Source organism: Variovorax sp. KBW07 (assembly GCF_003852515.1).
Taxonomy (GTDB): Bacteria; Pseudomonadota; Gammaproteobacteria; order Burkholderiales; family Burkholderiaceae_C; genus Variovorax.
Genome location: NZ_QAJK01000046.1, coordinates 135418 through 161588 on the forward strand (window position 1 = coordinate 135418; position 26171 = coordinate 161588).

Sequence of the window (26171 nt, forward strand, 5' to 3'; positions counted from 1 at the left end):
CTTTCAATTCCCCGGGGCACAAGGAACAAGAGCGTGGTTCTCCCCTTTCCAGATTAGCCCCGCCCGGGCTGCTTGCTGTAGGGCGATGTCCATTGCGGTGTAGGCGTTACAGGTTGAAGAGGAAACGGCCACACGACGGTTCGCTCTTGCGAAGCGAATTTCGCCTACCCGGCCCACCGGAACGGCGCCGCATCATCCGTTCCGGTCCGGCGAATCCTCGATTCCCGAATCCCCATGCGCGCGCCCCGCTGCAGGCGCGCGCCGCCCAGGCGACTTCACTGCAGCGACAAGGAAAAGGAGCCCCAAGACATGAACGATCAACTTGTGCCCGCCTCCACGCTGGCAAGCAAGGCGAAGACGCCATTCCCCGGCGCATCGGCCGACTACGAAACCGCGCGAAAGGCTCTGCTGGCCGAAGAAATAGAGTTTCGACGCCACATGACCCGGCTGGCCAAGCAGCGCCGCGCGCTACCACCCGGCCCGGTGATCCGCAAGAACTACCGCTTCAAGGACGAGCAGGCTTTCGAAGTCGGTCTGCGCGATCTCTTCGGCGACAAGGACACGCTGGTCACCTACTTCTGGATGTACGGGCCGCAGCGCGAGAGGCCGTGCCCCATGTGCACCAACTGGCTCGGCGCGGTCAACGGCAATGCCGCGGACATCAAGCAGCGCGTGTCGCTCAAGATCCTCGGGCGCTCGCCGGTCGAGCGGCAGTACGCCTTCGCGCAGGAGCGTGGATGGCGCGACCTGAACTTCGTGCAGACCGTCGGCGACGACTATGCGAACGACCTGGGCGTGCTGATGCCCGACGGGAGTGAGTTCCCGGCGCTGGTCGTGTTCAAGCGCGATGGCGATGAGGTCCGCCTGTTCTGGACCAGCGCGATGACCCGCGAGATGGCCGACCCCGGCCAGGACCCGCGAGACGCGCCCGACATCGCATCGCTGTGGTCCGTGCTCGACCTGACGCCGGACGGACGCGGAACCGATTGGTATCCGAAGCTGAAGTACTGACGAGGTACTCCGGCGCCCGGGCACTCCGCCACTCTGTCACCTGGGCGCGCTGCCCTGCTACTCCCGGACAGTCACGCTCCGGTAGGCCGCGTCCCCAGTGATCTCACCTTCGGAGAACGGCAACCGCTGCCATTGCTTGTTGCCATAGGCCTGCGTGTAGTCGCCGAAGTGCGGCGAAGCCGGGTCTTCGGACATCGAGTACGAGACAAGGGTGTGCGCCTCTACCCCGCCCTGCGGAAAATGGACGATCTGCAGGTAGCTGTTGCCGTTGGCATTGGCGTCGATGTCCATGTTGTAGCCGCCCCGGTCGAGCCGGTTGTTGGGGCAGATGTGGGTGAAGTAGCCGTCCACGCAGCCGCCGTACAGCGGGATCTTCACGCCGCCGCGCACGGAGAACAGGTAGTCGCCGCGCGCTGCGTCCAGCGGATAGGGACTGGCCTTGACGCGCAGTACGGCCGCGCCAAAGGCTTGCTGAAGATCGGCGGCGGCCGAGGGCTTGACGCCGCGCGGCGTGTGCAGCGGATCGCTGGCGCTGAACGGCACTGCGTAGAGGGCACTGGGGTCCATCTGCAACGCCCGGCTCCAGAACTCGTCCCAGATGTGGGCGCCGCGTGCGCCGGTGTTGGCGGTGTTGCCCCATTGCCTGAGCACGTCGCACGCCTGCGCGGTATCGACGTCGCGCGGAGAAGGAAAGTTGGCCCCTTCCTGCGGATCGCCGATGACCGAGATGGTCGGCACGGCGCAAACGAGGTCCAGCATCTGGGTCTTGAAGACTTCGGCGCTGTAGGCGCGGCTGTTGAGCACCATCTGCTTGACCGTGTCGACCGTGGCCTTGTCGCCCGCATAACCGTCCGTGCCTTCGAGCCGGTCCTGCACGAGCCTGATGCCGAGCTGCGTGCGAAAGCTGACTGGGGCGGTGCCGGCCGGCCCCATGATCGACGGATAGCCGGTGAGCGGCGCCTTCGGGTTGGCGAGCCAGTAGCTGTCGTTCATGTTGGCCACATAGTCGTCACGCCACAGGCTGGGCATGCGCGACGGACCGATGGCGCCGGGCTGCACCGAGTCGGCGTCGTTTTTCCAGTCGCAGGCGCTGCGCGAGCCGTCGAGCACGATGGGCGCATCGGCTCCGCCGCCGAACAGCGCCGCAAGGGCGCGCCCTTCGTCGGTGCCGCACTGGACCATCTGCGCGTCCGACACGTTGGGCACCGCGCCCATGTCGGCGTACCAGGCCTTGCTGCTGCCCCTGCCGACAGCGACCGTGTTGACCCAGGGAACGGCGGCTTCCTCGCGCTGCACGGCCACCAGCTCGTCGAGCGACCTGGCCTGGTTCCAGCGCAGCCAGTTGCGCCACACGCGGTAGTTCTGGCTGTTGATGTCGCGCACCGCGAAGGCGATGGACTGGCTCCAGGCCAGCGAAGGATCGAGGTCCGACAGGTTGACGAGCGGGCCGTATTCCGATCTGTACAAGGTGCGCGTGACCTGCGCCAGCTCGCCCGATGGCTGCTTGACGATCACCGTGATGGCCACGGCCTGCATCTTCACGTTCTGGCCGTCGCGCACGTAGCTGGTCGCGTCGCCCGGGGCGAGTTGCAACTGGTAGAGGCTGTAGCGCTTCGCGGCCGATACCGTGTGGCTCCACGCCACGTTGTCGTTGAAGCCGAGCAGCATCACGGGCACGCCCGGAAAGCTCGCGCCGCTGACATTCAGCTGGCCCGGAACCGTGAGATGGGCCTGGTAGAGGCGATCGGGCCCGTGCCAGTACCAGTGCGGATTGCCGAACAGCAAGGGGCTCGCGTCGCCCGTCGCGCTGGTGCCGAACCCGAACATGTTGCTGCCGATGCCTTTCTGGCCGCCAACATGAATCGCGGGCAAGACCTTGCGCCCTGCGACAGGCGATGCGGTCTTCAGGCTGCTGGTGCTGCCCGATGCAGTCTTGGCGGCCTGGACCACCTGGGCCGACGGTGGGGCTGCTGCCGCGATGGCGGATACGAAGTTGCTGTAGCCGCCCGCCAGGCCCACGTGGTACATGCGCCGGTAGATGTCGTCGGGCGTGATGGGCAGGAGCCAGGCCTCTTTGCCGCAGGCTGCGTTTTGCGCGCTGCCCGCCCTGACCTCCCGAACGTAGCGGTTGTAGCCCGCGGCAAACCCCTCGACCAGCTTGCGCAACGTGTCGGGCTGGGCGGCACGCATTGCGTCGAGCGTGTCGGCGCTGATCACGTGCTTGTGGAAGAAGTCCGACTCGAGGTTGCCGGGCCGGCCGATGGTGCCGCTGTAGACGCCCTGCGCGTCCCCGCCGAAGTAGCGCGAACGCTCTCCGCGGTAGGTCAAAAAGGAGTCGGCCATCGTGCAGAGGCTGTCCTGGGCCTGCGCGTAGCCGTAGCCATAGCCGGCGCCCGCGAAGTCGTCGGCCTTGATATGCGGCACGCCGAAGGCCGTGCGACGGATCTCGGCCTTGTAGCTGTCCTGCGCCGGAGGAACTGCGGGAGTGCCGCCGAAGAACGGCAGGAAGCCGGAGCCTCCGCCGCCGCCTCCACCGCATCCCGACAGTGAAATCAGGGTAAAGAGGGTGAACAGGCAAAGCGCTGCCGCGCGCCCCCAACGAGTGCGTCTCATGTTGTTGTCTCCATTCGGATGTTCTTAGAGGCTTGCACGCAGGAATTTACTTTTCAGTAGATTTCCTACTCACCGGTAATGTCTGCGTTCGTCTGGTGGCGTGGGATAGGGATTTACCCCGCTCGCGGCTTGCCCCGGGTTCGGGGCGATGGGTGTGCGGATGGGGGCGGTTTTCGGCCTGGAGGGAGCCACTCGTGGAGTGAAAGGCCTGTGGAATGGAGCGCGGGATTCGAACCCGCTGGGACGAATTCGGCAGTGGTGAAGCCCGATGGGCAGCCCGAAGCCGGCTGCATTCGACGGGGATGCGATGTGATCGATCCCCCGCGCGGCGCGCTGTATCGCGATGGCGTCGCGCAAAGAAAAAGGGCTAGCAGGCACTTGCCGGCTAACCCTCTATTTTGTTGGTAGGACGTACTGGATTCGAACCAGTGACCAACGGATTAAAAGTCCGCTGCTCTACCAACTGAGCTAACGTCCCGGAACCATTTTTTGCTTCTTGCCGATGTTGAATCCGGCAAAGCCTAAGATTATAGCGTGGCGTTGGCCGCAATTTTGTCGAGAACCCAACCTGCCGCACATTGACCGAAAGTGGCGGTCACGCTGACCACCGAGCCATAGCCGTGGCAGTTGAGCGAACCGTCGCCTTCGATCGCGCACGACGCGTCCGGCGGCGCCACGCTTTCGCTGCTGAAGACGCAGGTCACGCCGATCTTCTTGCCTTCGCGCGGCGCGCCATGCTCCTTGCGCAGGCGCTGGCGCAGCTGGGCGAGCAGCGGGTCGTGCGTGACGAGCGACAGGTCGTCGATGTCGACCTTGTGCGCCTGCCGCTTGCCACCGGCCGCGCCGACGGTAATGAACGCCGCGCGCGACGCACGCGCCCATGCGGCCATCGCGAGCTTGGCCTTCACCTGGTCGCAGGCGTCGATGACGGCGGTTGCCGGGCCGTTGGCCGCCTGCGCCGCGTCGAGCAGCGTGGTCCAGTTGCCGGGCTCGACGAATTCGTCGATGGCCAGCACCTTGCACTCGGGGTTGATCTGCGCAATGCGCTCGCGCATGGCTTCGACCTTGGCCTGCCCCACGGTCGAATCGAGCGCGTGGATCTGCCGGTTGATGTTCGACTCAGACACGTGGTCGAGGTCGACCAGCGTCAGCCGCCCCACTCCGCTGCGTGCCAACGCTTCGACGGCCCAGGAGCCGACGCCACCGATGCCGACGACCAGCACGTGGGCGTTGCGGATGCCCGCGGCACCGGCCACGCCGTAGAGCCGCTCGAGGCCGCCGAAGCGGCGCGCAAAGTCAGGCGCCGCGGTGTCGTCGTCGGTCATGACGGCATTCGCGGCGGCTGGTGTTGCGAGAGCGGCAGGGTCGATGGCGCTGTTCAAGCGGAAAGCTCCGCCGGCATCAGCGCAGGCGCGAGAGACGCTCGCGGCCGGCCTGTGCGGCTTCGGACTGCGGGTAGGCCTTGGCCAGGTCTTCCAACGTGCGGCGTGCGGCGCGCGTGTCCTTCAGTTCGATCTGGCAGTTCGCGATCGACAGCACGGCCTCCGGGGCCTTGGCATGGTCGGGCGCGAGCGAGAGCATCGAGCGGAAGTTGGCAATGGCCTCGTTGTAGTTGCGCGTGGCGTACTGCGCATTGCCGAGCCAGAACAGCGCGGAGGCGTTGTAGCCGCTTTGCGGGTAGCGCTTGACGAACTCGGCAAAGGCGGTTTGCGACTGCGCGAACTGGCCGGCGCGGAAGATTCCGAGCGCAGCGTCGAAGTCGGCCTTTTCCTTGGGATCGGCGTTGAACTCGCGGCCGTCGACCGAGACCTTCGAGGGCTCGGTCTGCTTGAGCTTGTCGTCGATGGTGGTCTGGCGCGACTGCATTTCGCTCAGCGTGCGCGTGAGCTGCTCGTTCTGTCCGGTCATGCGCGCCAGGTCGCCCCGCATCTGCTCGATCTGGTTCTGCAGATCGAGCAGGCTGCGACGCAGCTGGCCGTTTTCGTCGGTCAGCCGCTGGTCGGTCTGCTGGCGCATGGCCTCGACGCGCTGCCGCAGGTCGAGGATGGCGCGGCGCGCCTCGTCATCCTCGAACAATGCGGCTTGCGACCCGACCGAGGCGCAAAGCAAGGCGGCAGCCAGCGCCGCGCCTCGCAACACAGCGCGTTGCATCACCGGGTGTAGCGAATTTCGGCGCGGCGGTTTTGAGCCCACGCTTCTTCACCACCACCTTGGACGGCCGGCTTTTCCTTGCCGAAGCTCACGGCTTCGATCTGGCCGTCGCTCACGCCGAGCAGCGTGAGTGCGCGGCGCACGGCTTCAGAACGCTTCTGGCCCAGTGCCAGGTTGTATTCGCGGCCGCCACGTTCGTCGGTATGACCTTCGATCGAGATGCGGCGCTGCGGGTTCTGCTTCAGGAAACGCGCGTGGCCATCGATGACCGACTGGAACTCGGGCTTGACCGTGTAGCTGTCGTAGTCGAAGTAGACGATGCGTTCCACGCCCATCGGGCCTTGCGTGGTGCCTGCATTCGGGTCGATGGTGACGGGTGCCACCGTGGTGGCGCCCTGCTGGCCGCCGGCGGTGCCGGTGCGGTCGGTCACCGGCGTTTCGTTGAGCTTGGTGCCCGACGAACAACCGGCGATCAGAGCCACGATAGCCAGCGAATAAATTGTGCGTTTCAACATTTTCGAACTCCTCAAGTAAACCTAATCATTGCTTTTGAAACGGACCCCAGTCCGGTTCTCTTATGTCTCCCGCCTGTCCCGCGAGTCGTGCCTTTATTTTTCCGTCGAGCGTGGTCGTCATGAGGGCTTCGCGGCCTTGCAGGTGCGTGGCGTAGACGATCAGCTTGCTATTGGGGGCAAAACTCGGGCTCTCGTCGGCGGTGGTGTCGGTGATCGCGGTGACCGTACCGGAGGCCAACTCCATCACGTGGAGTTTGAAGGCACCTCCCACACGGGAGATGTAGGCCAACCACCGGCCGTCGCCGCTGACGGACGGAGAAATGTTGTAGGTGCCGCTGAAGGTGACCCGCGTCGGGTTGCCGCCGCTGGCGCTCATCTTGTAGATCTGCGGGGCGCCGCCGCGGTCGCTCACGAAGTAGATCGTGCTGCCGTCGGCCGAGTACACCGGCTCGGTGTCGATGCTGGAGCTTTGGGTCAGGCGGCGCGGTTCGCCACCCGAGGCCGGGATGCTGAACAGCTGCGAGCCGCCATCGCGGCTGAGCGTGACGGCCAGCGAATTGCCATCGGGTGCCCAGGCCGGCGCACTGTTGGAACCCTTGAAGTTGGCGAGCAGGCGGCGCTGGCCGCTGGCCACGTTGTGCACGTACACCACCGGCTTGCGCGACTCGAAGGACACATACGCCAGTTGCTGGCCGTTGGACGACCAGCAGGGCGAGATGATGGGTTCGGGGCTGGCCAGCGCGGCCTGGGCGTTTTCGCCGTCGGCGTCGGCCACCCACAGCGAGTAGCGGCTGCCACCCTTGGTGACGTAGGCGATGCGGGTCGAGAAGATGCCCTTTTCGCCGGTCAGCTTTTCATAGACGTAGTCGGCAATGCGGTGCGACGCCAGGCGCAGGTCGCCTTGCGGCACGGTGTAGCTCTGGCCACCCAGGTCTTGCCCCTTCACCACGTCCCACAGGCGAAAGCGCACGTCGAAGCGGCCATCGGCCAGCTTGTTGACGCTGCCCACCACGAGCGAGTCGGCCGTACGCTGGCGCCACAGCGACAGGTCGGGGCGCGAGGCCTCGTCCAGCGCCTGGCCCGATGCATCGACGCCGCGGAACTGGCCGCTGCGTTCGAGGTCAGCCTGCACGATGCTGGAGATCTTCTGGGGCGAGGCGTCCTGGCCCTTGAACGGAACGAGCGCGATCGGCAACTGCGTGAGGCCCACGCCCGACACCTCGACCCGGAACTGGGCCAGTGCAGGAAGCATGGGAGTGGCAGCAAGAGCCGCAATGAGAGTGCGGCGTGCAAATAGCGATGAAGAAGGAGTTGGGATAGGAGCAGGCAACGGCTTGTTCATGCGGTTCGGAGAGGTTTCCGGAGAAAAAGTTTCCCCCCGGGCTTAACGGGCCACATGTTACACACTGGTTTGGAGGCGCCGTCACAAAACGTTTATCCGGCGGTGCGGTCCTACAGAATCACTTCAGGAAGCCCGGAATGGGGCCGCCCGTAGAATCCGCCGCCATGCAAGCATCCCCCGGCGGCGAGAACACGCGCCCTCCCCTGATGCGCCGTCTGGCGCGACTCATGACCTGGTTCGGCAGCTCGCGCAAATGGTGGGCCGTGGGCCTCAGCGGGGCCATGCTGGCAGCGCTCACCGAACCGCTGATGGCCGCCCTCTTGAAGCCCCTGCTCGACCGCGGCTTCACGCGCGGCGAGATGCCGCTGTGGTTCGTACCCGCAGCCGTGCTGCTGCTGTTCGCGGTGCGCGGCATTGCGCAATTCATTTCGCAGTACGCGTTGTCGCGCATCGCCAATGAAGGCATGCAGAAGCTGCGACGGGTGCTGTTCGAACGCCTGCTGGGCGCCGAGCTCGCCCTGTTCACGCGCCAGTCGGCCAGTGCCCTGTCGAACACCGTGGTGTACGAGGTGCAGACCGGCGCCATGCTGCTGGTGCAGGCGCTGCTCGGGCTGTCGCGCGACGGCTTCACGCTGATCGCGCTGCTGGGCTACCTGGTCTACCTGAACTGGAAGCTGACGCTCATCGTCGCCTTCCTGGTGCCGAGCATCTCGTGGATCATGAAGGTGTTCTCCAAGCGCCTCTACAAGCTCACCCAGCAGGGCCAGCAGGCCACCGACGAGCTGGCCTACGTGGTCGAGGAAAACGTGCTGGCCCACCGCGTCGTGCGGCTGCATGGTGCCGAGCAGGCCCAGGAGCGGCGCTTCGAGCAACTGAGCCAGCGCCTGAACCGGCTGGCCGTCAAGTCGACCATCGCCCAGGCCGCCACCACCCCGCTGACGCAGATGATGGCCTCGCTGGCACTGTCGATCGTGGTGATGATCGCCCTCTGGCAAAGCGGCAAGCAGGGCTTCACGGTGGGCGGCTTCGTGGCGTACATCACGGCCATGCTGATGCTGATCGCGCCGATCCGCCGGCTGGCCGAAGTGGCCGGCCCGATCACGCGTGGCCTGGCCGCGCTCGAACGCGGCCTGATCCTGGTCGACGAGGTCGCGCCCGAATCGCAGGGCAGCTTCGAGGTGGCGCATGCCCAAGGCCGCATCGAGCTGCGCAACGTGCAGGTCAGCTACCGCGGCGACGACGAGCAGCGCGCGCTCGACGGCGTGAGCCTGACCATCGAACCCGGCCAGGTGGTGGCTTTCGTCGGGCCTTCGGGCTCGGGCAAGACCACGCTGGTCAACCTGCTGCCGCGCTTCGTGCAGCCCAGCGGCGGCCAGGTGCTGCTCGACGGGCACGACACCAGCGAATGGCAGCTGAAGAGCCTGCGCGCGCAGTTCGCAATGGTGAGCCAGGACGTGGTGATGCTCAACGAAACCCTGGCCGCCAACGTGGCGCTGGGCTCGGAGATCGACCGCGAACGCGTGCTCGAATGCATTGCCGCCGCCAATCTGAGCACGCACGTCGAGAGCCTGCCGCAAGGCATCGACACCGTTCTCGGCCACAACGCCACCCAGCTGTCGGGCGGCCAGCGCCAACGCCTTGCCATTGCGCGTGCGCTCTACAAGAACGCACCCGTGCTGCTGCTCGACGAGGCCACCTCGGCCCTGGACACCGAATCGGAGCGGCTGGTGCAGGACGCACTGCAGCGCCTGATGCAGAACCGCACCACGCTGATCGTGGCCCACCGCCTCTCGACCATCCAGCACGCCGACCGCATCATCGTGATGGAGCAAGGCCGCATTGCCGAGCAAGGCAGCCATGAGCAACTGATGGCGCTGGACGGGCTCTATGCGCGCCTGCAGACGCTGGCCGTGCGCAGCGCCCCGCCGGGGCAAGACCCGACGCTCTGATCGATCCGTGGCGGTGGCGCCGGGGCGCCTCAGCGCGCCGTACGTGGTTTCTTCGCCGCCGGCCCGGCGCTTTCCGGCGGCAGTGCCCCGTCGGAAACCAGCACGCCTGCCGACAGGATGAATTCCGCGGCGCTTTCAATATCGCCCTGCAGCGCGGCCCTGGCCTTGACGCCATCGCGCCGCTTCAGCGCGGCAAGCAACGCCGCATGGTGCGACATCGCCACCTTGTCGCCCACACGGCGGGAGCCGGCCCGCAGGTCGTAGTTGAGGATGGGCCCGATGCGCAGCCACAGCGCCTCGATCATCTGCAGCAGCACCGGCATGTCCGCGGCGGCATAGACGGCGAAGTGAAATTCCTTGTTGAAGGTGACCAGCTTCGAGCCGTCCGGGTTCGCGGCGTTCATCTCGGCCGCGAATTGGTCGTGCCACTGCGTGATCTCGCGCAATGCCACGGCTCCCGATGCCGAGGCCGCGAGCTCGGTCGCCAGGCCTTCGAGGTTGGTGCGAATGGTGGTGATTTCCTTGAACTGCGCCGCCGTCATGCGAGGCACCCGCAAGGTGCGGCTGGGCGTCAGTTCGAGCGCCTGCTCGGCCACGAGGCGCTGCATTGCTTCGCGCACCGGCATCACGCTCACACCCAGCGCCTCCGCCGCGGTGCGCAATGAAATCTGCTCGCCCGGCATCATCTGCCCGCTCATCACGAGGTCGCGCAACTGGTCGTAGACGTTGGCGCTGAGCGTCTGGCGCTTGAGGGGCGTAACGAGGTCGGTAAGGCTCATCCATCGAAGTATACGAGCGGGGTATACCCTATTAAATATCTGTAATCACAGATATACGATCCCGGTCACTCGACAAATCAACCCAAGGACTTCTTCAGCATGTGGAACAACAATTCCCTCGCCGGCCAGCGCGTGCTCGTGACCGCCGGTGCCAGCGGCATCGGCCTGGAAATCGTGCGTCGCTTCTCGGCCGCGGGCGCCCGGGTCTTCGTCTGCGACGTGCAGCCCGCCAGCCTGGAACAGCTGGCGCGTGAACTGCCCGACGTGGGCCGCTGCATCGCCGATGTTTCCAAAGAGGAAGACGTGGCCCGCCTGTTCGACGCCGTCGACCGCGAACTCGGTGGCCTCGACGTGCTGGTGAACAACGCCGGCGTGGCGGGCCCGACGGGCGGCGTCGAAACCCTCTCGCTGGCGGACTGGGAACACACGCTGGCAGTGAACGTGACGGGGCAGTTCCTGTGCGTGCGGCTTGCCGTGCCGCGGCTTCGCAAGGGCCGCAACCCCTCGATCGTCAACCTGTCTTCGGCGGCTGGCCACCTGGGCATGCCGGGGCGCTCGCCCTACTCTGCCTCGAAGTGGGCCGTCGTCGGCTTCACGAAAACGCTGGCGCTCGAACTCGGCAAGGACGGCATCCGCGTCAACGCGATCCTGCCCGGCGCGGTCGATGGCCCGCGCATCCGCGCAGTGATCTCCGCCAAGGCGGAGGCGCTCGGCAAGCCGCTCGAAGAGGTGGCGCGCGACTACACGGCGCAGTCCGCGCTGGGCCGCATGGTGACGGCCACCGACATCGCAAACATGGTGCTGTTCGCTTCAAGCGACCTTGCCGCCAGCGTCACGGGCCAGGAGCTCGTGGTGGACGGCCACACGCAGGCGCTGAGCTGACCCGCTCGCCTTTTTCTTCTTCTTGTTTTTATCGGACACCTCATGGCCCAACGCTCCAAAGCCATCATCACCTGCGCGCCCACCGGCGCGATCCACACGCCGAGCATGTCGCCGCACCTTCCGGTGACGGCCGACGAAATTGCAACGGCCTCCATCGAAGCTGCCCGCGCGGGCGCCGCCATCCTGCACCTGCATGCGCGCGACCCGAAAGATGGACGCCCCTCACAGGACCCGGACCTGTTCCGCCCCTTCCTCTCGAAGATCAAGGCCGCCACCGATGCGGTGATCAACATCACCACCGGCGGCAGCCCGCACATGAGCGTCGAGGAGCGCATGCGCCCCGCCACCACCTTCAAGCCCGAGCTCGCGTCGCTGAACATGGGCTCGATGAACTTCGGCCTCTTCCCGATGCTGGAGCGCTTCAAGTCGCTCGAGCATGAGTGGGAGCGTGAGCACCTTGAAAACAGCCGCAACCTGATCTTCAAGAACACCTTCGCCGACATCGAGAACATCCTGAAGCTGGGCAACGCCAATGGCACGCGCTTCGAGTTCGAGTGCTACGACGTCAGCCACCTCAACAACCTGCGGCATTTTCTGGACCGCGGCCTGGTGCAAGCGCCGATCTTCGTGCAGACGGTCTTCGGCATCCTGGGCGGCATCGGTGCCGACCCGGAAGACCTGATGCACATGCACCGCACCGCCGCGCGCCTGTTCGGCGACCGCTTCCAGTGGTCGATTCTGGGCACCGGCCGCAACCAGCTGCCGCTGGCCACCATCGGTGCCGCTATGGGCTCGCACGTGCGCGTGGGGCTCGAGGACTCGCTGTGGATCGGCCCCGGCCGGCTGGCCGCGTCGAGCGCCGAACAGGTGCTGCGCATTCGCGCCGTGCTGGAGGCGCTGAACATCGACATCGCGACGCCCGACGAGGCGCGCGAAATCCTCGGCCTCAAGGGCGCGGCGAACGTCGATTTCTAGCCGCCCGCAAGAACCACCGCCCCGCTGTATTGCCGGGGCCAGACCCCGCACGCACGCCCGTCGGAGTGCACTGTCCAGTGCCCTCCGGCGATTCCTCCGCCAGAACAAGAGACAGGAGAGAGACAACCCATGCAACACACATCCATACCGGCCACCACGCTCGGGCCAATGGCCGAACAGACCGCCGACGAACAGGCTTCGCTCAACGCGCTGATCTTTCGCAAGCTCATGCCGCTGCTGGTGCTGGCCTACGTGATCAGCTTCATCGACCGCACCAACATCGCGCTGGCCAAGAGCCACATGGCGGTGGACATCGGCATTTCGGCGGCGGCCTACGGACTGGGCGCCGGCCTGTTCTTCCTGAGCTATGCGCTGCTCGAAGTGCCCAGCAACCTGGTGATGCATCGCGTGGGCGCACGCTGGTGGATCGCCCGCATCATGATCACCTGGGGGCTGCTCTCGGCCGGCATGGCCTTCGTGACCGGAGAGACCTCGTTCTACGTGATGCGCATCCTGCTCGGGGCGGCCGAAGCTGGCTTGTTTCCGGGCGTGATGCTCTACCTGAACTATTGGTTCGGCCGCAAGGACCGCGCCCGCGCCACAGGCTACTTCCTGCTCGGCGTGTGCATCGCGAACATTCTCAGCGGCCCGGTCGGTGGCGCTCTGTTGCAGATGGACGGCCTGCTGGGTTGGCACGGATGGCAATGGATGTTCGTGCTCGAAGGCCTGCCGGCCGTGGTGCTGGCCTTCGTGGTCTGGCGCAAGCTGCCCGACGGGCCTTCAACCGCCAGCTGGCTCACGCGCCCGCAGGCACAGGCCATTGAACGCCAGCTCGCCGCCGAACGTGCCCACGACGTGGCCAATGGCGAGGTCGGCGAATCGTTTCGCGCCTGCCTGGTCGACAAGCAGATCTGGCTGGCGATCTTTGTCTACTTCTGCCACCAGATCAGCATCTACACGGTGATCTTCTTCCTGCCGAGCATCATCGGCACCTACGGCAAGCTCTCGCCGCTGGAAATCGGGGCACTCAACTCGCTGCCCTGGATTGCGGCGGCCGTGGGTGCCATCGCGCTGCCCAGGCTTGCCGTGACACCGCAGCGCGGCCGGCGCCTGTTGCTGGTCGGGCTGCTCTCGATGGCGGTGGGCCTGCTGATCGCGGCGTTCGCGAGCCCGGCCATTGCGCTGGCCGGTTTCTGCCTCACGGGCTCGATGTTCTTCGTGGTGCAGTCGGTGATCTTCCTGTTCGCCTCTTCACGGCTGGCGGGCGTGGCGCTCGCAGGCGGGCTGGCGCTGGTCAACACCTGCGGCCTGGTGGGCGGCTTCATCGGCCCGTCGGTAATGGGCTGGATCGAGCAGAGCACGGGCAGCACGAAGAACGGGCTGCTGCTGATCACCGTGCTGCTGGTGGCCGCCTCGCTGGCCAGCGTGTGGATGCGGCAGGGACAGGAATCGAAGCGCTGACTCTTTGCCGCCGGTCAGAGCAGCACGATGTCGTACTGGCCCTGCCCGATGGCCGGCTCCGACTGCAGCGAAATCGGCTTGCCGATGAAGTCGCTGAGCCCCGCCAGGTGCTGGCTTTCCTCGTCGAGGAACAGCTCGATCACCTGCGGCGACGAGACGATGCGGAACTCGCGCGGCGTGAACTGCCGCGCCTCGCGCAAGATCTCGCGCATGACGTCGTAGGCCACGCTGCGCGCGGTCTTCACGATGCCCTGCCCGCCGCAAGCGGCGCAGGGTTCGCACAGCATGTGGGCCAGCGATTCGCGGGTGCGCTTGCGCGTCATCTCGACCAGCCCGAGCTGCGAGAAGCCTCCCGCCGTGGTCTTGACGCGGTCGCGCGCCAGCTGCTTGCGAAACTCCGCCAGCACCTGCTCGCGGTGGTCGTCGCGGCCCATGTCGATGAAGTCGACGATGATGATTCCGCCCAGGTTGCGCAGCCGCAGTTGCCGCGCAATCGCCTGCGCCGCCTCGAGGTTGGTCTTGAAGATCGTGTCGTCGAAATTGCGCGCGCCGACAAAGCCGCCGGTGTTCACGTCGACCGTGGTCAGCGCCTCGGTCTGGTCGACCACGAGGTAGCCGCCCGACTTGAGCTCGACACGCCGGCCCAGCGCCTTGGCGATTTCCTCGTCCACTGAATACAGGTCGAAGATGGGCCGCTCGCCCTTGTAGTGCTGCAGCTTGCCGGCCGCCTGCGGCATGAACTCGAGGCCGAACTTGAGCAGCACTTCGAACTGCTCGCGCGAATCGATGCGAATGGTCTGCGTGTCTTCGCTGGTCATGTCGCGCAGCACGCGTTGCAGCAGGCTCAGGTCTTGATGCAGCAGCGACATCGCGGGCAGCTTGCTCGACGAATCGCGGATGCGCGACCAGGTCTTGCGCAGGTAGGCGATGTCTTCGGCCAGCTCGGCATCGGACGAGTCTTCGCCATTGGTGCGCAGGATGAAGCCGCCGGTGTTGGCCGGCACCACGCCGCCGCTGTCGGCAGCCGCTGCCGCTTCGATCAGCGCCAGCATGCGCGTGCGCAGCGACTCGCGCTGGTCCGACGGAATTTTCTGCGACACGCCGATGTGGTTGTCTTGCGGCAGGAACACCAGCAGCCGGCCGGCAATGCTGATCTGCGTCGACAGGCGCGCGCCCTTGGTGCCGATCGGGTCTTTGATGACCTGCACCAGCAGCGATTGGCCCTCGAAAACCTGCTTTTCGATGGGCACGATCGGCCCGCCGTTGCGGTGGTCGCGCTCGGGCGCTGGCGCGCTGGGCCGCGAGCCCGGCGTGAACGGCGCGACGATGTCGGCCACGTGCAGGAAGGCCGTGCGCTCCAGGCCGATGTCGATGAAGGCCGACTGCATGCCCGGCAGCACGCGCGAGACCTTGCCCAGGTAGATGTTGCCGACCAGCCCGCGCTCCAGCGTGCGTTCGACGTGCAGCTCTTGCACCGCGCCGTGCTCGACCAGCGCCACACGGGTCTCTTGCGGGGACCAGTTGATCAGGATGTCTTGCATGAGGTCTTAAGTAGTGAAACCGGCGCCTTGAAGCAACTGCGCGGTCTCGAACATGGGGAGTCCCATGATGCCCGAATAGGACCCGCTGATGTGCTCGATGAACGCCGCCGCCGCGCCCTGGATGGCATAGGCGCCGGCCTTGCCGAGCGGCTCGCCGCTGTCGGCATAGCGCGCGATCTGCGCGTTGGAAATATTGGCGAAGCGCACGCGCGAAACGCTGAGCGCGGCAAGGCGCTGGTTGCCGTGCTGCAGGGCCACGGCCGTCAGCACGCGGTGCGTGGCGCCCGACAGCTGCGCGAGCATGCGCGCGGCATCGGCCGCGTCCTCGGGCTTGCCGAGAATGGTCCGGCCCAGCGCCACCGTGGTGTCGGCGCACAGCACCGGCGCGTCGGCCAGCCCGCGGCGCTTGAGCCGGGCCACGGCGGCATCGAGCTTGAGCGCGGTGACGCGCTGCACGTAGGTGGCCGGAGCCTCGTTGGGCAACACCGCTTCGAGCGATTCCGCGTCTTCGTTGGCATCGGCCAGCAGCAAGGCGTGCTGAACGCCGAGCTGGCCGAGCAGTTGGGCGCGGCGCGGGCTTTGCGAGGCGAGGTAGATGAAATCCGGCAAGGTCAGTTCTCCAGGAGGACCGGCGACGCGAGTCGGACGCCGGCCACGGTGCGGTTCCAGACCAGCCCGTGCGGCAGGCTTTCGGGTCCGAAGAGAAAGTGAAGCACGCGGCGGCGCACGGGCGAACGGGCGCGGGACGACGCGTGCAGCAGCAGCGGGCGCATCAGCAGTGCGTCGCCGCGTGCCGCGATGCAGGTCGCCTCGCCACGGTCCGCGCGCATCGCTTGCGCCTGCGCGTCGTCGAGGCGGCCCGCACGATGGCTGCCGGGCACCACGCGCAAGGGGCCGGCATCGGCACCGCAGTCATCGAGGTGCAGCCGCACGGCGAGCAGCATTTGCAGCACGTCGATGGGTGGCTGCACATAAGGCTCGCCCTCTTTCATGACGACGGGCATCTGCGGGCCGGAGGCGGGAATCGATGTGTCCTGGTGCAGCGCAACCAGCCAGTTGCGGTCGGCCGTCTTGTCGAACAGCGTGCACTGCACGGCCACTGACGAGGCGTCGAGCAGGCCCATGCTGTTGAGTTGTGTTTTCAGGTGAACGGCCATGCCATGGCACAGCGGCTGGGCCAGCAGGTTGCGGCTGCCGGCGGATGTGCCCAGCGCGCTTTCAAGCGACTGCGCAAGGGGGTCCAGCAACTCCGTGGGCAACAGCGCCGGCAGGAGCGCATGGCCCACCTCGTCGAGCAGCATTCGCGCAGCCGGCCCGTTGCCGCCCGTCGTCATTCGCGGTGGTAAGGGTGGCCTGCGTTCACCGACCAGGCCCGGTACAGCTGCTCGACCAGCAGCACCCGCGCCATCGCGTGCGGCAATGTCAGGTCGGACAGGCGGATGCGTTCGTGGGCGGCTGCCTTGAAGGCGGGGTCGAGCCCGTCGGGCCCACCGATGACCAGGGCCACGTCGTCGCCCTCGCCTTGCCAGGCCTGCAGGCGCGCGGCCAGTGCCTTGGTGGTGAGCGCGGTGCCGCGCTCGTCGAGCGCCACGATGCGCATGCCGCGGGCAATGGCGCCTTCGATGCGCTCGCGCTCGGCGGCGTACAGCGTTTCAAGCGACTTGGAGCCGCGCGGTTCGGTCTTGACGGCGCGCAGCTCGAGCTTGAGCTCGGGCGGGAAGCGCTTGGCGTAGTCGTCCCAGGCAGTCTGCGCCCAATCGGGCATGCGCTGCCCGACGGCGACCACCAGCAGCTTCATGGACGGCGGGGGGCCGCCTTGCGCGCGGGCGCCTTCTTGGCGGCGGTTTTTGCCGCCGTCTTGGCCGCGGGCTTCTTGGCCGCCGGCTTGCCGACGACCTTCACCGGCACGCGTGCGGTCGGGGTCTTGCGGGCCGCTGGTGCCTTCGCACCCGCGGCAGGGGTCTTCTTGGCTGCCGTCTTGCGGGCCGGGCTGCGGCTGGCCTTCTCGGCCTTGGCCTCCTGCTCGGCCGCGCGGATCGCGGTCTTGGCGGCGCTGGCGCGGCGCAGGTTCGGCATCTTGGCGGCGACGGGCTTCTTCTCTTCCGTCACCTTTGCTGCGCTTGCCGCGGCAGGCTTGGCACCGCCGAGCTTGGCGCGCACCGGCTTGTCGCCCCAGATCTCTTCGAGGTGGTAGTACTGGCGGATGGCGGGCTGCATGATGTGCGCCACGGCAGCGCCGCAGTCCACGATGATCCACTCGCCGTTTTCCTCGCCCTCGATGCGCGGCTTGCCGAAACCGGCCTCGCGCACCGCGTCGCGCACGCTGGCGGCGAGCGCCTTGGTCTGGCGGTTCGAGGTGCCCGACGCAACGATCACGCGCTCGAACAGCGGCGAAAGATGTTCTGTGTCGAATACCTGGATGTCCTGCGCCTTGACGTCTTCGAGTCCATCGATGATGGCTCGCTGGAGTTTTTGGGTGTCTTTCTTGGCGGCGGCTTCAGTGGTCATCAGGCAGAGCGGTAGAGGTGGTGTTGGTCAATATAGCGTGCAACGGTGGGCGGAACCAGCGAGGAAATATCCTCGCCCAGCGCCGCGCGCCGCCGAATCTCGGTGGCGCTGGTGTCCATGGCCGGCAGTTCTAGCGCCTCGAAACGCGCGCCAGCCGGGAGGCCAGGCAGCATTTTCGGATCAAAACGAGCAATGTCACCCGTCGATAGTGCGCGATACGCTACAGAAACGATAGCAATGGCTAGTATAGCCTGCCAGCCGTGCCAGGTCGGCAAGGCGCTCGCCTGGTCCGCGCCCATGATCAGGACGAGCTGTGCGCCGGGCTGCTCTTGCTGCAATTCATGCAGGGTGTCGAGGGTGTAGGTGGGGCCGTCGCGCAACACTTCACGGCTGTCGATGACCACGGTGCCCTTCAGGCCGGCAAAGGCCAGGCGCGTCATTGCAAGGCGGTCTTGCTTGGGCGTTAGCGGGCGGCTCTTGTGCCAGGCCTGTCCCGTGGGAATGACGTGCAGCTCGGCCAGGTTCAATTGCGCGAGTGCGGCTTCGGCAAGCGCCACGTGCGCGTTGTGCGGCGGATCGAAAGCGCCACCGAAAACGCCGATGCGAGGCGCGCCGCCGGAAGGCTTCACAACCAGTCGCGCCGCACGATGAAGTCGCTGTACAGCGCGGCTTCGGGGCTGCCCGCTTCGGGCTGCTGCTGGTAGGCCCAGCTGGCCAGCGGCGGCATCGACAGCAGGATCGATTCAGTGCGCCCGCCCGACTGCAGGCCGAAGTGCGTGCCGCGGTCCCACACGAGGTTGAACTCGACATAGCGCCCGCGACGGTACAGCTGGAAATTGCGTTCGCGCTCGCCGTACGTCGTGTGGCGGCGCCGCTCGACGATGGGCAGGTAGGCCGGCAGGAAACCGTCGCCGACCGAGCGCACCATCGCGAAGCCGTTCTCGAAGCCGCCTTCGGAAAAGTCGTCGAAGAAAACGCCGCCGACGCCGCGCTGCTCGCCGCGATGCTTCAGAAAGAAATATTCATCGCACCACGTCTTGAAGCGCGGGTACTTGTCGTCGCCGAAGGGTGCGAGCGCATCGCGGCACGTGGTGTGAAAGTGCACCGCGTCTTCCTCGAAGCCATAGCAGGGCGTGAGGTCCATGCCGCCGCCGAACCAGCAGACCGGCTCGCCGCCTTCAGGCAGCGCGGCCAGCATGCGCACGTTCATGTGAACGATCGGCACGTAAGGGTTGCGCGGATGAAACACCAGCGACACGCCCATCGCCTCGAAGGGCGCACCTGAAAGCTCGGGCCGGTTCTGCGTGGCCGAGGGCGGCAGCCTGGGCCCGCGCACCTGCGAGAAACCGCAGCCCGCGCGCTCGAACAGCTCGCCGCCTTCGAGGATGCAGGTCAGGCCGTGGCCCTGCAGGGGTTCGCCCGGCTCCTTTTGCCACGCATCGCGCACACAGGTGCCGCCATCGGCCTTCTCGACCGCCGAAATGATCGACTGCTGCAGTCCGCGCAGGTAGTCGCCGACCGCTGCCGGATTGGTTTGCTGCATCAAGCGTGGGGGGTGTTGCGCGCATGGAGCGCGCGGTATCCGATGTCCTTGCGGTACTGGGCGCCGTCGAACTTGACGCGCGCCGCCACCTCGTAGACGCGTTGCTGTGCCAGCTTCACGCTGTCGGCCAGCACGGTCACGCAGAGCACGCGGCCGCCGCTGGTCTTGAGCTCGCCGTCCTGCATGGTGGTGCCGGCGTGGAACACCACGGCATCGGGTGCCTCGGTCGGAATGCCCGTGATGCGGTCGCCCTTGCGCGGCGACAGCGGATAGCCGTGCGCGGCCATCACCACGCCCAGCGCCACGCGGCGGTCCCATTGCAGCTCGACCTGGTCGAGCGTGCCGTCGGTGGCGTGCCAGAACACCTCGAACAGATCGGACTTGAGCCGCATCATGATCGGCTGCGTCTCGGGGTCGCCCATGCGGCAGTTGAATTCGAGCGTCTTGGGGTGGCCGGCCGCATCGATCATCAGGCCGGCATACAGGAAGCCAGTGTACGGAATGCCGTCTTTTTCCATGCCGCGGATGGTCGGCAGGATGATCTCGCGCATGGCGCGCGCATGCACCTCGGCCGTGACCACGGGCGCGGGCGAATACGCGCCCATGCCGCCGGTGTTGGGGCCTTCGTCGCCGTCGAGCAGGCGCTTGTGGTCCTGGCTGGTGGCCAGCGCCGTGACGTTCTTGCCGTCGCACAGCACGATGAAGCTGGCTTCCTCGCCCTGCAGGAATTCCTCGATGACTACGCGCGCGCCGCCTTCGTTGTGCGACACGCCGAACTTGTTGTCGACCAGCATGAAGTCGACCGCCTCGTGCGCTTCCTGCGCGGTCATGGCAACCACCACGCCCTTGCCGGCGGCCAGGCCATCGGCCTTGACGACGATCGGCGCGCCCTTGGCGTCGATGTACGCGTGCGCCGCAGCGGCATCGGTGAAGGCCTCGTATTCGGCGGTCGGGATCTTGTGGCGCTTCATGAACGCCTTCGAGAACGCCTTGGAGCTTTCGAGCTGCGCGGCGGCCTGCGTTGGGCCGAAGATGCGCAGGCCGTGGGCGCGGAACTCGTCGACCACGCCGGCCGCCAGCGGCGCCTCGGGGCCGACCACCGTCAGTGCGATCTTTTCGGCCATGGCCCATTCGCGCAGCGCGGCGGGCTCGGTGATGTCGATGCAGTCGTAGCGCTCGTCGCTCACGGTGCCGCCGTTGCCCGGCGCCACGTAGACGCGGCTGACCCGGCTGGCCTGCGCCAACCGCCACGCCAGAGCGTGCTCACGGCCCCCTCCTCCAATAACCAGTACCTTCATTCGTGGGCCTTCTTCATTCGCTGTGGATCAAACATTCATTCGTCATTCGGACAACGAGGCGTTGTGATAAACGTCCTGCACGTCGTCCAGGTCTTCGAGCACGTCGAGCAACTTCTGCATTTTTGCGGCGTCTTCGCCGGTCACCTCGACCGGGTTCTCGGCGCGCATGGTGATCTCGGCCGCGTCGGGCTTCAGGCCGGCGGCTTCGAGGGCGTTCTTGACGGCTTCGAAATCGGCCACGGCGGTGAGCACTTCGATGGCGCCGTCGTCGTCGGCAATGACGTCTTCGGCACCCGCTTCAAGCGCCACTTCCATCACCTTGTCTTCGTCGGTGCCCGGCGCAAAGATGATCTGGCCGCAGTGCTTGAACTGGAAGGCCACCGAGCCTTCGGTGCCCATGTTGCCGCCGTGCTTGGAGAAGGCGTGGCGCACTTCGGCCACGGTGCGCACGCGGTTGTCGGTCATGGTGTCGACGATGATCGCCGCGCCGCCGATGCCGTACCCTTCGTAACGAATTTCTTCGTAATTCACGCCTTCGAGGTTGCCCGTGGCCTTGTCGATGTTGCGCTTGACGGTGTCGATGGGCAGGTTGACCGCCTTGGCCTTCTCGACCGCCAGCCGCAGCCGGGGGTTGGCGCTGAGGTCACCGCCGCCGGCGCGCGCCGCCACCGTGATTTCGCGAATGGCACGGGTCCAGAGCTTGCCGCGTTTCTCGTCCTGGCGGCCCTTGCGGTGCTGAATATTTGCCCACTTGCTATGTCCGGCCATGGCTTTCTCTCTCGCTGTCTTGTGTTTTCAAAGCAAGTGTGGAGTTTACTGTCCGGCGCAAACAACGCTCTCCGGCACCCGGGAATTCGGGCCTGACCTTTTGGTGATAATCGTTCGATGACGCCATCGCCTATTGCCGGTACGGGAAATCCCGACACCCTGCCGCCGCACGCCCCGCTGCCGCTGTACTACAACACCGAAGCTGAGCACCAGGCGTTCTTGCGTCGCATCTTCGACAGCACCGCCGCGGACTACGATCGCATCGAGAGCGTGCTGGCCTTCGGCACCGGTCCCTCGTACCGCCGCGCGGCGTTGCTGCAGGCCGGCCTGGCACCGGGCGCGCAAGTGCTCGACGTCGGCATCGGCACCGGGCTGGTCGCGCGGGAAGCACTGAAGATCATCGGCCCGACCGGCCACCTCGTGGGCGTCGACCCCAGCCCCGGCATGATGGAACAGGTCAAGCTCGCCGGCGTCGAGCTGGTACGTGGTTTTGCCGAAGCCCTGCCCCGGCCGGACGCCAGCGCCGATTTCGTGAGCATGGGCTATGCCATGCGCCACATCAGCGACGTGGCCGCCGCCTTCGGCGAATTCCATCGCGTGCTTCGCCCCGGCGGCCGCGTGGTGGTGCTCGAAATTACCAAGCCCGAAGGCCGCGTCGCGACGGCGCTGCTCAAGGGCTACATGCGCGCCGTGGTGCCGCTGATCGCCCGCGTGGTCGGTCGCCGGAAAAACACCTCGGAACTGTGGCGCTATTACTGGGACACGATCGAGGCCTGCATCCCGCCCGAGCGGGTGATGCAGGCGCTGGGCACCGCGGGCTTTCGCGACGTGCAACGGCATGCCAGCCTCGGCGTCTTCTCCGCCTATACCGCCATCAAACCAGAACCTTCCGCCGAGGCCAGGTGACAGTGCGAGTCCAGGACGAAAACCCATCCCATCTGCGCGTAGAGCGCCTTTCATTGCCGGACAGCCTGGCGCTGGCCACCGACGGCAAGGCGCCCTTCGCTGCGCTCGGCTACGGCACGCCGCACGGCGTGGCATGGATGCCCACCGTCAACGCGCGCGTGCTGTCGTCGCAAGGCGCCATGGCCGACGTGTGGCACGTGACGGGCGCGAACATCAGGTCGGGCACCACCGGCATTGCACGCTGGCGCACCGACGGGCACTGGCTGCTGGGCGCCATCGACCTGGACGAAGCCACTGAAAAACAAGGGCTGGCCGAGCTCGCCCACCGCGCCTACCGCGACCTGTTCAAGACGCTCGACCAGGCCGGCACGCCGCACCTGCAGCGCATCTGGAACTACCTGCCGCAGATCAACGGCGACGGCGGCGGCCTGGAGCGCTATCGCCAGTTCAACCTCGGCCGGCAAGAGGCATTCCTGGAAGCCGGCCGCGCCGCCTTCGAGGGCGCTCCCGCGGCCTGCGCACTGGGCATTCACCAGGGCGCGCTGTCGATCCGCTTCCTGGCTGGCCAGCAGGCGCCGCTGCCGGTCGAAAACCCGCGGCAGGTGTCGGCCTATCGCTACCCCGAAACCTACGGCCCGCGCTCGCCGACCTTCTCGCGCGCCGCGCTGTCCGACATCGGCGACGGCAACATCGCGCTGTTCATCTCGGGCACCGCGAGCATCGTCGGCCACGAAACCGTGCACCACGGCAACGTGCTCGAACAGACCCGCGAAACGCTGCGCAACCTGCAGGCGGTCATCACCGCCGCCAACGAACGGGGCACCGCGAAGTTCTCGCTGGCCGAACTCGACTGCGTGGTCTATGTGCGGCACCCGGCGCAAACCGAGGCGGTGCGCGGCGTGATCGAAAGCGCGCTCGGCGCCGACGCGCCCATGGCCCGCCATGCCGTGTACCTGGAAGCCGACATCTGCCGCAGCGACCTGCTCGTCGAGATCGAGGCCCACACGGTCGCCGCGGGCCGGCTGCAAGCTTGACCGGTCGCGTTTCCCGCCCGACCGATCATTCATCCGACTCAATGAACCGCGTGCTGCGCATTCTCACGTCGATTCCGCTCGCGCTGATGCTGTATGCGCTGCTGCTGTTCCTGGGCCTGATCTCGCTGGTCTGGAACCTCGTCGCGATGCTGATCTACCCGGTGATGCCGGCAAGGCCGGCGCGCGCGCTGGGCCGCATGACCATCGCCTTTGCCTACCGCATGTTCTGGTGGCTGGCCTCCGTGACCGGCATGATGCGCATCGACGCCAACTGCCTGGACCCGATGCGCAAGGAGCCCGGCGTGATCTTCGTTGCCAACCATCCGACGATGCTCGACGCGCTGCTGCTGGTGGCACGCCTGCCGCGCAGCGCCTGCATCATGAAGGCCGACCTGATGGGCAACATCTTCCTGGGCGCGGGCGCCCGGCTGGCGCGCTACATCAGCAACAAGTCGGCCCGCATGATGGTGCGGCTCGCGGTGGCCGACCTGCGCAACGGCGGCCAGTTGGTGGTGTTTCCCGAAGGCACGCGCACCGTGACACCGCCGCTCAACCCGTTTCGCCCTGGCGTGACGCTGATCGCCAAGCTGGCGCAGGCGCCGATCCAGACGGTGTTCATCGACACCGACTCGCCCTACCTGGGCAAGGGCTGGCCGCTGTGGCGGGTGCCGCCGCTGCCCATCGTCTTCACCTTGCGGCTCGGCAAGCGCTTTGCGCCCACACAAGACAGCGACGTGCTGCAGGCCGAGCTGGAACAGTACTTTCGCCAAAACATGGACCAGCGCGCCACCGACGCGTCCCCCGAATGCCAGACGCCTCGCGCACACACCTTGTCCTGATCCCGAGCTACAACACGGGGGAACGCCTGTTCTCCACAGTAGCGGCTGCGCGCGCGCAATGGAACCCGGTGTGGGTGGTGGTCGATGGCAGCGACGACGGCACGGGCGAGCGGTTGCAGCAGATGGCCGCTTCCGACCCGGGGCTGCGCGTGTGGGTGTTGCCGCAGAACCAGGGCAAGGGATCGGCGGTGTTGCACGGGCTGCGCGTGGCAAAGGAAGCCGGCTTCACGCATGCGCTGACGATGGATTCCGATGGGCAGCATCCGGCCGAACTGATTCCCGCATTCATGGCCGCATCGCTGGACCGCCCGGAGACGATGGTGCTGGGGCGCCCGGTGTTCGATGCCAGTGCGCCGCTGCTGCGTGTACGCGGGCGGCGTGTGTCGAACGGATGGACGCAGCTCGAAACGCTGTTCGCCGGCGTTGGAGACTCGCTCTACGGCTTTCGCGTGTACCCGGTGGCGGACCTGATCGCGGTGATGGCGCGGCAACCGTGGATGCGGCGCTTCGACTTCGACACCGAGGCGGTTGTGCGGCTGGCCTGGCGCGGGGTCAAGCCTGTGAACATCGATGCGCCGGTGAAGTACCTGACTGCGGAAGAAGGCGGGGTTTCGCACTTCCGCTATGGGCGGGACAACGTGTTGCTGACGTGGATGCACGCGCGGTTGATGGTGGAGTTTGTCTTGCGGCTGCCTTTGCTGCTGTATCGCAAGATTGCTGGGGCGCCGCCGTTTCAGGACTGAGTTCGTGTTGCTTTGGTGAGGGGCGCCCGGTACGCGGTACGGCGCACTCGGCCCCACTGTGCCGGCCCTTCGGGCTTCCCTGCGGTGCTCGCGTTTCGCGGGGTCTCGCAGAACTCGCTTCGCTTGTATGGTTGAGGCGCTGGGGTGGAGGGACTCGCTTCGCACTCGGCCGCGGCAGCGGACCGACAGTTTTGAGATTTCTCCCGCCCCACCTTCCAACGTCGATTAGGAACTGAGCGCAGTCCCGTTTTGGACGGAACGAGCGCCGATCTGGACGCAAGCAAACGTGGTGGGTGGGCTGCACCCCAGCTTGGCAAATTGTCCAACTGGAGGTGCCGTCATGCAAGAAGCAACCGTGTTCATCGGCGTGGATGTTTCCAAGGCCGAGTTGATCATCTCGCTGGGGCCTGAGCACCGACCTCGCAGCGTGGTCAATGACTCGGCGAGCATCGCCGATTGGCTGCGAGAAGTGCCGCCTCACGCCCTGATCGCCATGGAATCCACTGGCCGATACCACGGCCTGTTGGCGCACCTTGCGAGCCAGGCCGGCCTGAAGGTGTTCGTGCTCAATGCACGCGACGTGTACTTCTACGCCCAAGCCTTGGGGACAAGGGCCAAGACGGATGGCGTGGATGCCCGGGTCATCGCCCGCTATCTGGCTGAGCACCACGGGCATCTGCACCCCTGGCAGCCGCGCAGCCGTGTGCAGCAGCGCCTGCAGGATCTGCTGACGCGCCGGGCGCAATTGGCCACGCAACGCTCGGCCGTCAGGCAGATCGTGACGGGTGTGGACGCGAGCGATATAGACACCAGCGGTCTGCAAAGGGCCTTTGATGCCCTTCTGAAGGCAATGGACAGCAAGATGCAGGAGCTGGTTGCCAGCGATGCGCGGCTGTCCGCTGGCTGCCAGAGATTGCTCACGATCACCGGCGTAGGGCCGCAGACCTCGGTGCTGCTGGCGACGCTGTTCAGTCGCTTCGACTTCGGCAATGCCGACGCTCTGGTCGCGTACTGCGGGCTCGATCCGAGGCCCAATGATTCGGGGATGCGGCATGGGCGACGTCGCTTGAGCAAGAGGGGGCCGGCGCTGTTGCGTCGACAGATCTACCTGGTGGGCCTTGCTGCGAGTCATAGCAAAGCGCTCAAGCCGTTGTACGAGGCCATTCGGGCCAAAGGTTTTGCAACCACTGCCGCCTTCATCATCCTGGGGCGCAAGCTGCTGCGCGTGGCCTTCGCTGTGTGGAAAGGCGTTGAATCGTTCGATGCGCAGCGTTTGCTGCCCAAGAACGACTTGCAAAAAACATAGAACCTCA

The 26171-nt window shown here is 66.4% G+C and carries 25 protein-coding genes and 1 tRNA gene; 10 read left to right on the forward strand and 16 right to left on the reverse strand.

The features are described 5' to 3' along the window. The first annotated feature begins 309 nt into the window (after positions 1–309). Positions 310–1011: a DUF899 family protein gene (locus tag DBV14_RS10915; protein WP_124459202.1), complete on the forward strand. Its 702-nt coding sequence runs from the start codon at positions 310–312 to the stop codon at positions 1009–1011. Positions 1012–1068: 57 nt separating this feature from the next. Here the strand turns inward: DBV14_RS10915 and DBV14_RS10920 are convergent, their stop codons facing one another. The 6 genes from DBV14_RS10920 to tolB form a co-directional block, all read right to left on the reverse strand. Then, positions 1069–3624 (reverse strand): penicillin acylase family protein, encoded by a 2556-nt coding sequence (locus DBV14_RS10920; protein WP_124459203.1) that lies wholly within the window; start codon positions 3622–3624, stop codon positions 1069–1071. A 402-nt stretch (positions 3625–4026) separates the two neighbouring features. Continuing rightward, positions 4027–4102, reverse strand: a tRNA-Lys gene (locus DBV14_RS10925). A 49-nt stretch (positions 4103–4151) separates the two neighbouring features. Further along, complete coding sequence (locus DBV14_RS10930) at positions 4152–4949, reverse strand: ThiF family adenylyltransferase (protein WP_124459204.1); 798 nt, start codon at positions 4947–4949, stop codon at positions 4152–4154. Positions 4950–5025: 76 nt separating this feature from the next. Next, positions 5026–5775, reverse strand: a complete 750-nt coding sequence (ybgF, locus tag DBV14_RS10935) for a tol-pal system protein YbgF (protein WP_124459205.1) — start codon at positions 5773–5775, stop codon at positions 5026–5028. Next, complete coding sequence (gene pal, locus DBV14_RS10940) at positions 5775–6290, reverse strand: peptidoglycan-associated lipoprotein Pal (RefSeq protein WP_124459206.1); 516 nt, start codon at positions 6288–6290, stop codon at positions 5775–5777. Before pal ends, ybgF begins: the two co-directional genes overlap by 1 nt. Positions 6291–6315: 25 nt before the next feature. Next, positions 6316–7542: a Tol-Pal system beta propeller repeat protein TolB gene (gene tolB, locus DBV14_RS10945; protein WP_221621883.1), complete on the reverse strand. Its 1227-nt coding sequence runs from the start codon at positions 7540–7542 to the stop codon at positions 6316–6318. 254 nt (positions 7543–7796) lie between these two features. Here tolB and msbA point away from each other — a divergent pair, with 254 nt between their 5' ends. Then, positions 7797–9581, forward strand: coding sequence for a lipid A export permease/ATP-binding protein MsbA (msbA, locus tag DBV14_RS10950; protein WP_124459208.1), 1785 nt, complete (start codon positions 7797–7799; stop codon positions 9579–9581). A 29-nt stretch (positions 9582–9610) separates the two neighbouring features. On the opposite strand, the gene DBV14_RS10955 is transcribed toward msbA, so the two are convergent. Next, positions 9611–10360, reverse strand: a complete 750-nt coding sequence (locus tag DBV14_RS10955) for a GntR family transcriptional regulator (protein ID WP_124459209.1) — start codon at positions 10358–10360, stop codon at positions 9611–9613. Between the two features lie 99 nt (positions 10361–10459). Between DBV14_RS10955 and DBV14_RS10960 the strand changes: the two genes are divergently transcribed. The 3 genes from DBV14_RS10960 to DBV14_RS10970 all read left to right on the forward strand — a co-directional run bounded on the left by DBV14_RS10960 (position 10460) and on the right by DBV14_RS10970 (position 13678). Then, positions 10460–11242, forward strand: coding sequence for an SDR family oxidoreductase (locus DBV14_RS10960; protein ID WP_124459210.1), 783 nt, complete (start codon positions 10460–10462; stop codon positions 11240–11242). Between the two features lie 42 nt (positions 11243–11284). Then, a complete protein-coding gene (locus DBV14_RS10965; protein WP_124459211.1) occupies positions 11285–12217 on the forward strand; it encodes a 3-keto-5-aminohexanoate cleavage protein in 933 nt (310 codons plus the stop codon). A gap of 168 nt (positions 12218–12385) precedes the next feature. Beyond that, the gene (locus DBV14_RS10970) at positions 12386–13678 is read left to right on the forward strand and encodes an MFS transporter (RefSeq protein WP_260396956.1); all 1293 of its coding nucleotides are present in this window, start codon (positions 12386–12388) and stop codon (positions 13676–13678) included. Between the two features lie 14 nt (positions 13679–13692). Here the strand turns inward: DBV14_RS10970 and rng are convergent, their stop codons facing one another. The 9 genes from rng to DBV14_RS11015 are packed head-to-tail and all read right to left on the reverse strand — an operon-like array spanning position 13693 to position 21336. After that, positions 13693–15219 carry a ribonuclease G gene (gene rng / locus DBV14_RS10975; RefSeq protein WP_124459213.1) on the reverse strand — a complete coding sequence of 509 codons (1527 nt, stop codon included), beginning with the start codon at positions 15217–15219 and terminating at the stop codon, positions 13693–13695. A 6-nt stretch (positions 15220–15225) separates the two neighbouring features. After that, positions 15226–15828: a nucleoside triphosphate pyrophosphatase gene (locus DBV14_RS10980; RefSeq protein WP_124459214.1), complete on the reverse strand. Its 603-nt coding sequence runs from the start codon at positions 15826–15828 to the stop codon at positions 15226–15228. A 2-nt stretch (positions 15829–15830) separates the two neighbouring features. Then, entirely contained in the window at positions 15831–16553 is a 723-nt protein-coding gene (locus DBV14_RS10985) for a phytanoyl-CoA dioxygenase family protein (RefSeq protein WP_260396945.1), read from the reverse strand. Continuing rightward, complete coding sequence (gene rlmH, locus DBV14_RS10990; RefSeq protein WP_042579728.1) at positions 16550–17017, reverse strand: 23S rRNA (pseudouridine(1915)-N(3))-methyltransferase RlmH; 468 nt, start codon at positions 17015–17017, stop codon at positions 16550–16552. The genes DBV14_RS10985 and rlmH overlap by 4 nt, the downstream gene beginning before the upstream one ends. Continuing rightward, on the reverse strand, positions 17014–17727 hold the full coding sequence (gene rsfS / locus DBV14_RS10995; protein WP_124459215.1) for a ribosome silencing factor: 714 nt from the start codon (positions 17725–17727) through the stop codon (positions 17014–17016). The genes rlmH and rsfS overlap by 4 nt, the downstream gene beginning before the upstream one ends. Next, a complete protein-coding gene (gene nadD, locus DBV14_RS11000) occupies positions 17727–18356 on the reverse strand; it encodes a nicotinate (nicotinamide) nucleotide adenylyltransferase (RefSeq protein ID WP_124459216.1) in 630 nt (209 codons plus the stop codon). The genes rsfS and nadD overlap by 1 nt, the downstream gene beginning before the upstream one ends. Next, the gene (gene hemF, locus DBV14_RS11005; protein ID WP_124459217.1) at positions 18353–19270 is read right to left on the reverse strand and encodes an oxygen-dependent coproporphyrinogen oxidase; all 918 of its coding nucleotides are present in this window, start codon (positions 19268–19270) and stop codon (positions 18353–18355) included. The genes nadD and hemF overlap by 4 nt, the downstream gene beginning before the upstream one ends. After that, positions 19270–20568, reverse strand: coding sequence for a phosphoribosylamine--glycine ligase (gene purD / locus DBV14_RS11010; RefSeq protein WP_124459218.1), 1299 nt, complete (start codon positions 20566–20568; stop codon positions 19270–19272). The genes hemF and purD overlap by 1 nt, the downstream gene beginning before the upstream one ends. A 42-nt stretch (positions 20569–20610) precedes the next feature. Next, entirely contained in the window at positions 20611–21336 is a 726-nt protein-coding gene (locus tag DBV14_RS11015) for a YebC/PmpR family DNA-binding transcriptional regulator (RefSeq protein WP_124459219.1), read from the reverse strand. A gap of 117 nt (positions 21337–21453) precedes the next feature. Between DBV14_RS11015 and DBV14_RS11020 the strand changes: the two genes are divergently transcribed. The 5 genes from DBV14_RS11020 to DBV14_RS11040 all read left to right on the forward strand — a co-directional run bounded on the left by DBV14_RS11020 (position 21454) and on the right by DBV14_RS11040 (position 26164). Next, positions 21454–22242: a class I SAM-dependent methyltransferase gene (locus DBV14_RS11020; protein WP_124459220.1), complete on the forward strand. Its 789-nt coding sequence runs from the start codon at positions 21454–21456 to the stop codon at positions 22240–22242. Positions 22243–22295: 53 nt separating this feature from the next. Continuing rightward, positions 22296–23276 carry a hypothetical protein gene (locus DBV14_RS11025; protein WP_260396948.1) on the forward strand — a complete coding sequence of 327 codons (981 nt, stop codon included), beginning with the start codon at positions 22296–22298 and terminating at the stop codon, positions 23274–23276. A 41-nt stretch (positions 23277–23317) separates the two neighbouring features. Beyond that, positions 23318–24115, forward strand: a complete 798-nt coding sequence (locus DBV14_RS11030) for a 1-acyl-sn-glycerol-3-phosphate acyltransferase (RefSeq protein ID WP_124459221.1) — start codon at positions 23318–23320, stop codon at positions 24113–24115. Next, on the forward strand, positions 24082–24858 hold the full coding sequence (locus tag DBV14_RS11035) for a glycosyltransferase family 2 protein (RefSeq protein ID WP_124459222.1): 777 nt from the start codon (positions 24082–24084) through the stop codon (positions 24856–24858). The genes DBV14_RS11030 and DBV14_RS11035 overlap by 34 nt, the downstream gene beginning before the upstream one ends. Before the next feature lie 340 nt (positions 24859–25198). Further along, positions 25199–26164, forward strand: coding sequence for an IS110 family transposase (locus tag DBV14_RS11040; RefSeq protein ID WP_124459223.1), 966 nt, complete (start codon positions 25199–25201; stop codon positions 26162–26164). The last annotated feature ends 7 nt before the right edge of the window (positions 26165–26171 follow it).

Coding starts and splice junctions, on each gene's coding strand:
- DBV14_RS10915 (WP_124459202.1), top strand. CDS start 310: ATGAACGATCAACTTGTGCCCGCCTCCACGCTGGCAAGCAAGGCGAAG.
- DBV14_RS10920 (WP_124459203.1), bottom strand. CDS start 3,624: ATGAGACGCACTCGTTGGGGGCGCGCGGCAGCGCTTTGCCTGTTCACC.
- DBV14_RS10930 (WP_124459204.1), bottom strand. CDS start 4,949: ATGACCGACGACGACACCGCGGCGCCTGACTTTGCGCGCCGCTTCGGC.
- ybgF (WP_124459205.1), bottom strand. CDS start 5,775: ATGCAACGCGCTGTGTTGCGAGGCGCGGCGCTGGCTGCCGCCTTGCTT.
- pal (WP_124459206.1), bottom strand. CDS start 6,290: ATGTTGAAACGCACAATTTATTCGCTGGCTATCGTGGCTCTGATCGCC.
- tolB (WP_221621883.1), bottom strand. CDS start 7,542: ATGCTTCCTGCACTGGCCCAGTTCCGGGTCGAGGTGTCGGGCGTGGGC.
- msbA (WP_124459208.1), top strand. CDS start 7,797: ATGCAAGCATCCCCCGGCGGCGAGAACACGCGCCCTCCCCTGATGCGC.
- DBV14_RS10955 (WP_124459209.1), bottom strand. CDS start 10,360: ATGAGCCTTACCGACCTCGTTACGCCCCTCAAGCGCCAGACGCTCAGC.
- DBV14_RS10960 (WP_124459210.1), top strand. CDS start 10,460: ATGTGGAACAACAATTCCCTCGCCGGCCAGCGCGTGCTCGTGACCGCC.
- DBV14_RS10965 (WP_124459211.1), top strand. CDS start 11,285: ATGGCCCAACGCTCCAAAGCCATCATCACCTGCGCGCCCACCGGCGCG.
- DBV14_RS10970 (WP_260396956.1), top strand. CDS start 12,386: ATGGCCGAACAGACCGCCGACGAACAGGCTTCGCTCAACGCGCTGATC.
- rng (WP_124459213.1), bottom strand. CDS start 15,219: ATGCAAGACATCCTGATCAACTGGTCCCCGCAAGAGACCCGTGTGGCG.
- DBV14_RS10985 (WP_260396945.1), bottom strand. CDS start 16,553: ATGACGACGGGCGGCAACGGGCCGGCTGCGCGAATGCTGCTCGACGAG.
- rlmH (WP_042579728.1), bottom strand. CDS start 17,017: ATGAAGCTGCTGGTGGTCGCCGTCGGGCAGCGCATGCCCGATTGGGCG.
- rsfS (WP_124459215.1), bottom strand. CDS start 17,727: ATGACCACTGAAGCCGCCGCCAAGAAAGACACCCAAAAACTCCAGCGA.
- hemF (WP_124459217.1), bottom strand. CDS start 19,270: ATGCAGCAAACCAATCCGGCAGCGGTCGGCGACTACCTGCGCGGACTG.
- purD (WP_124459218.1), bottom strand. CDS start 20,568: ATGAAGGTACTGGTTATTGGAGGAGGGGGCCGTGAGCACGCTCTGGCG.
- DBV14_RS11015 (WP_124459219.1), bottom strand. CDS start 21,336: ATGGCCGGACATAGCAAGTGGGCAAATATTCAGCACCGCAAGGGCCGC.
- DBV14_RS11020 (WP_124459220.1), top strand. CDS start 21,454: ATGACGCCATCGCCTATTGCCGGTACGGGAAATCCCGACACCCTGCCG.
- DBV14_RS11030 (WP_124459221.1), top strand. CDS start 23,318: ATGAACCGCGTGCTGCGCATTCTCACGTCGATTCCGCTCGCGCTGATG.
- DBV14_RS11035 (WP_124459222.1), top strand. CDS start 24,082: ATGCCAGACGCCTCGCGCACACACCTTGTCCTGATCCCGAGCTACAAC.
- DBV14_RS11040 (WP_124459223.1), top strand. CDS start 25,199: ATGCAAGAAGCAACCGTGTTCATCGGCGTGGATGTTTCCAAGGCCGAG.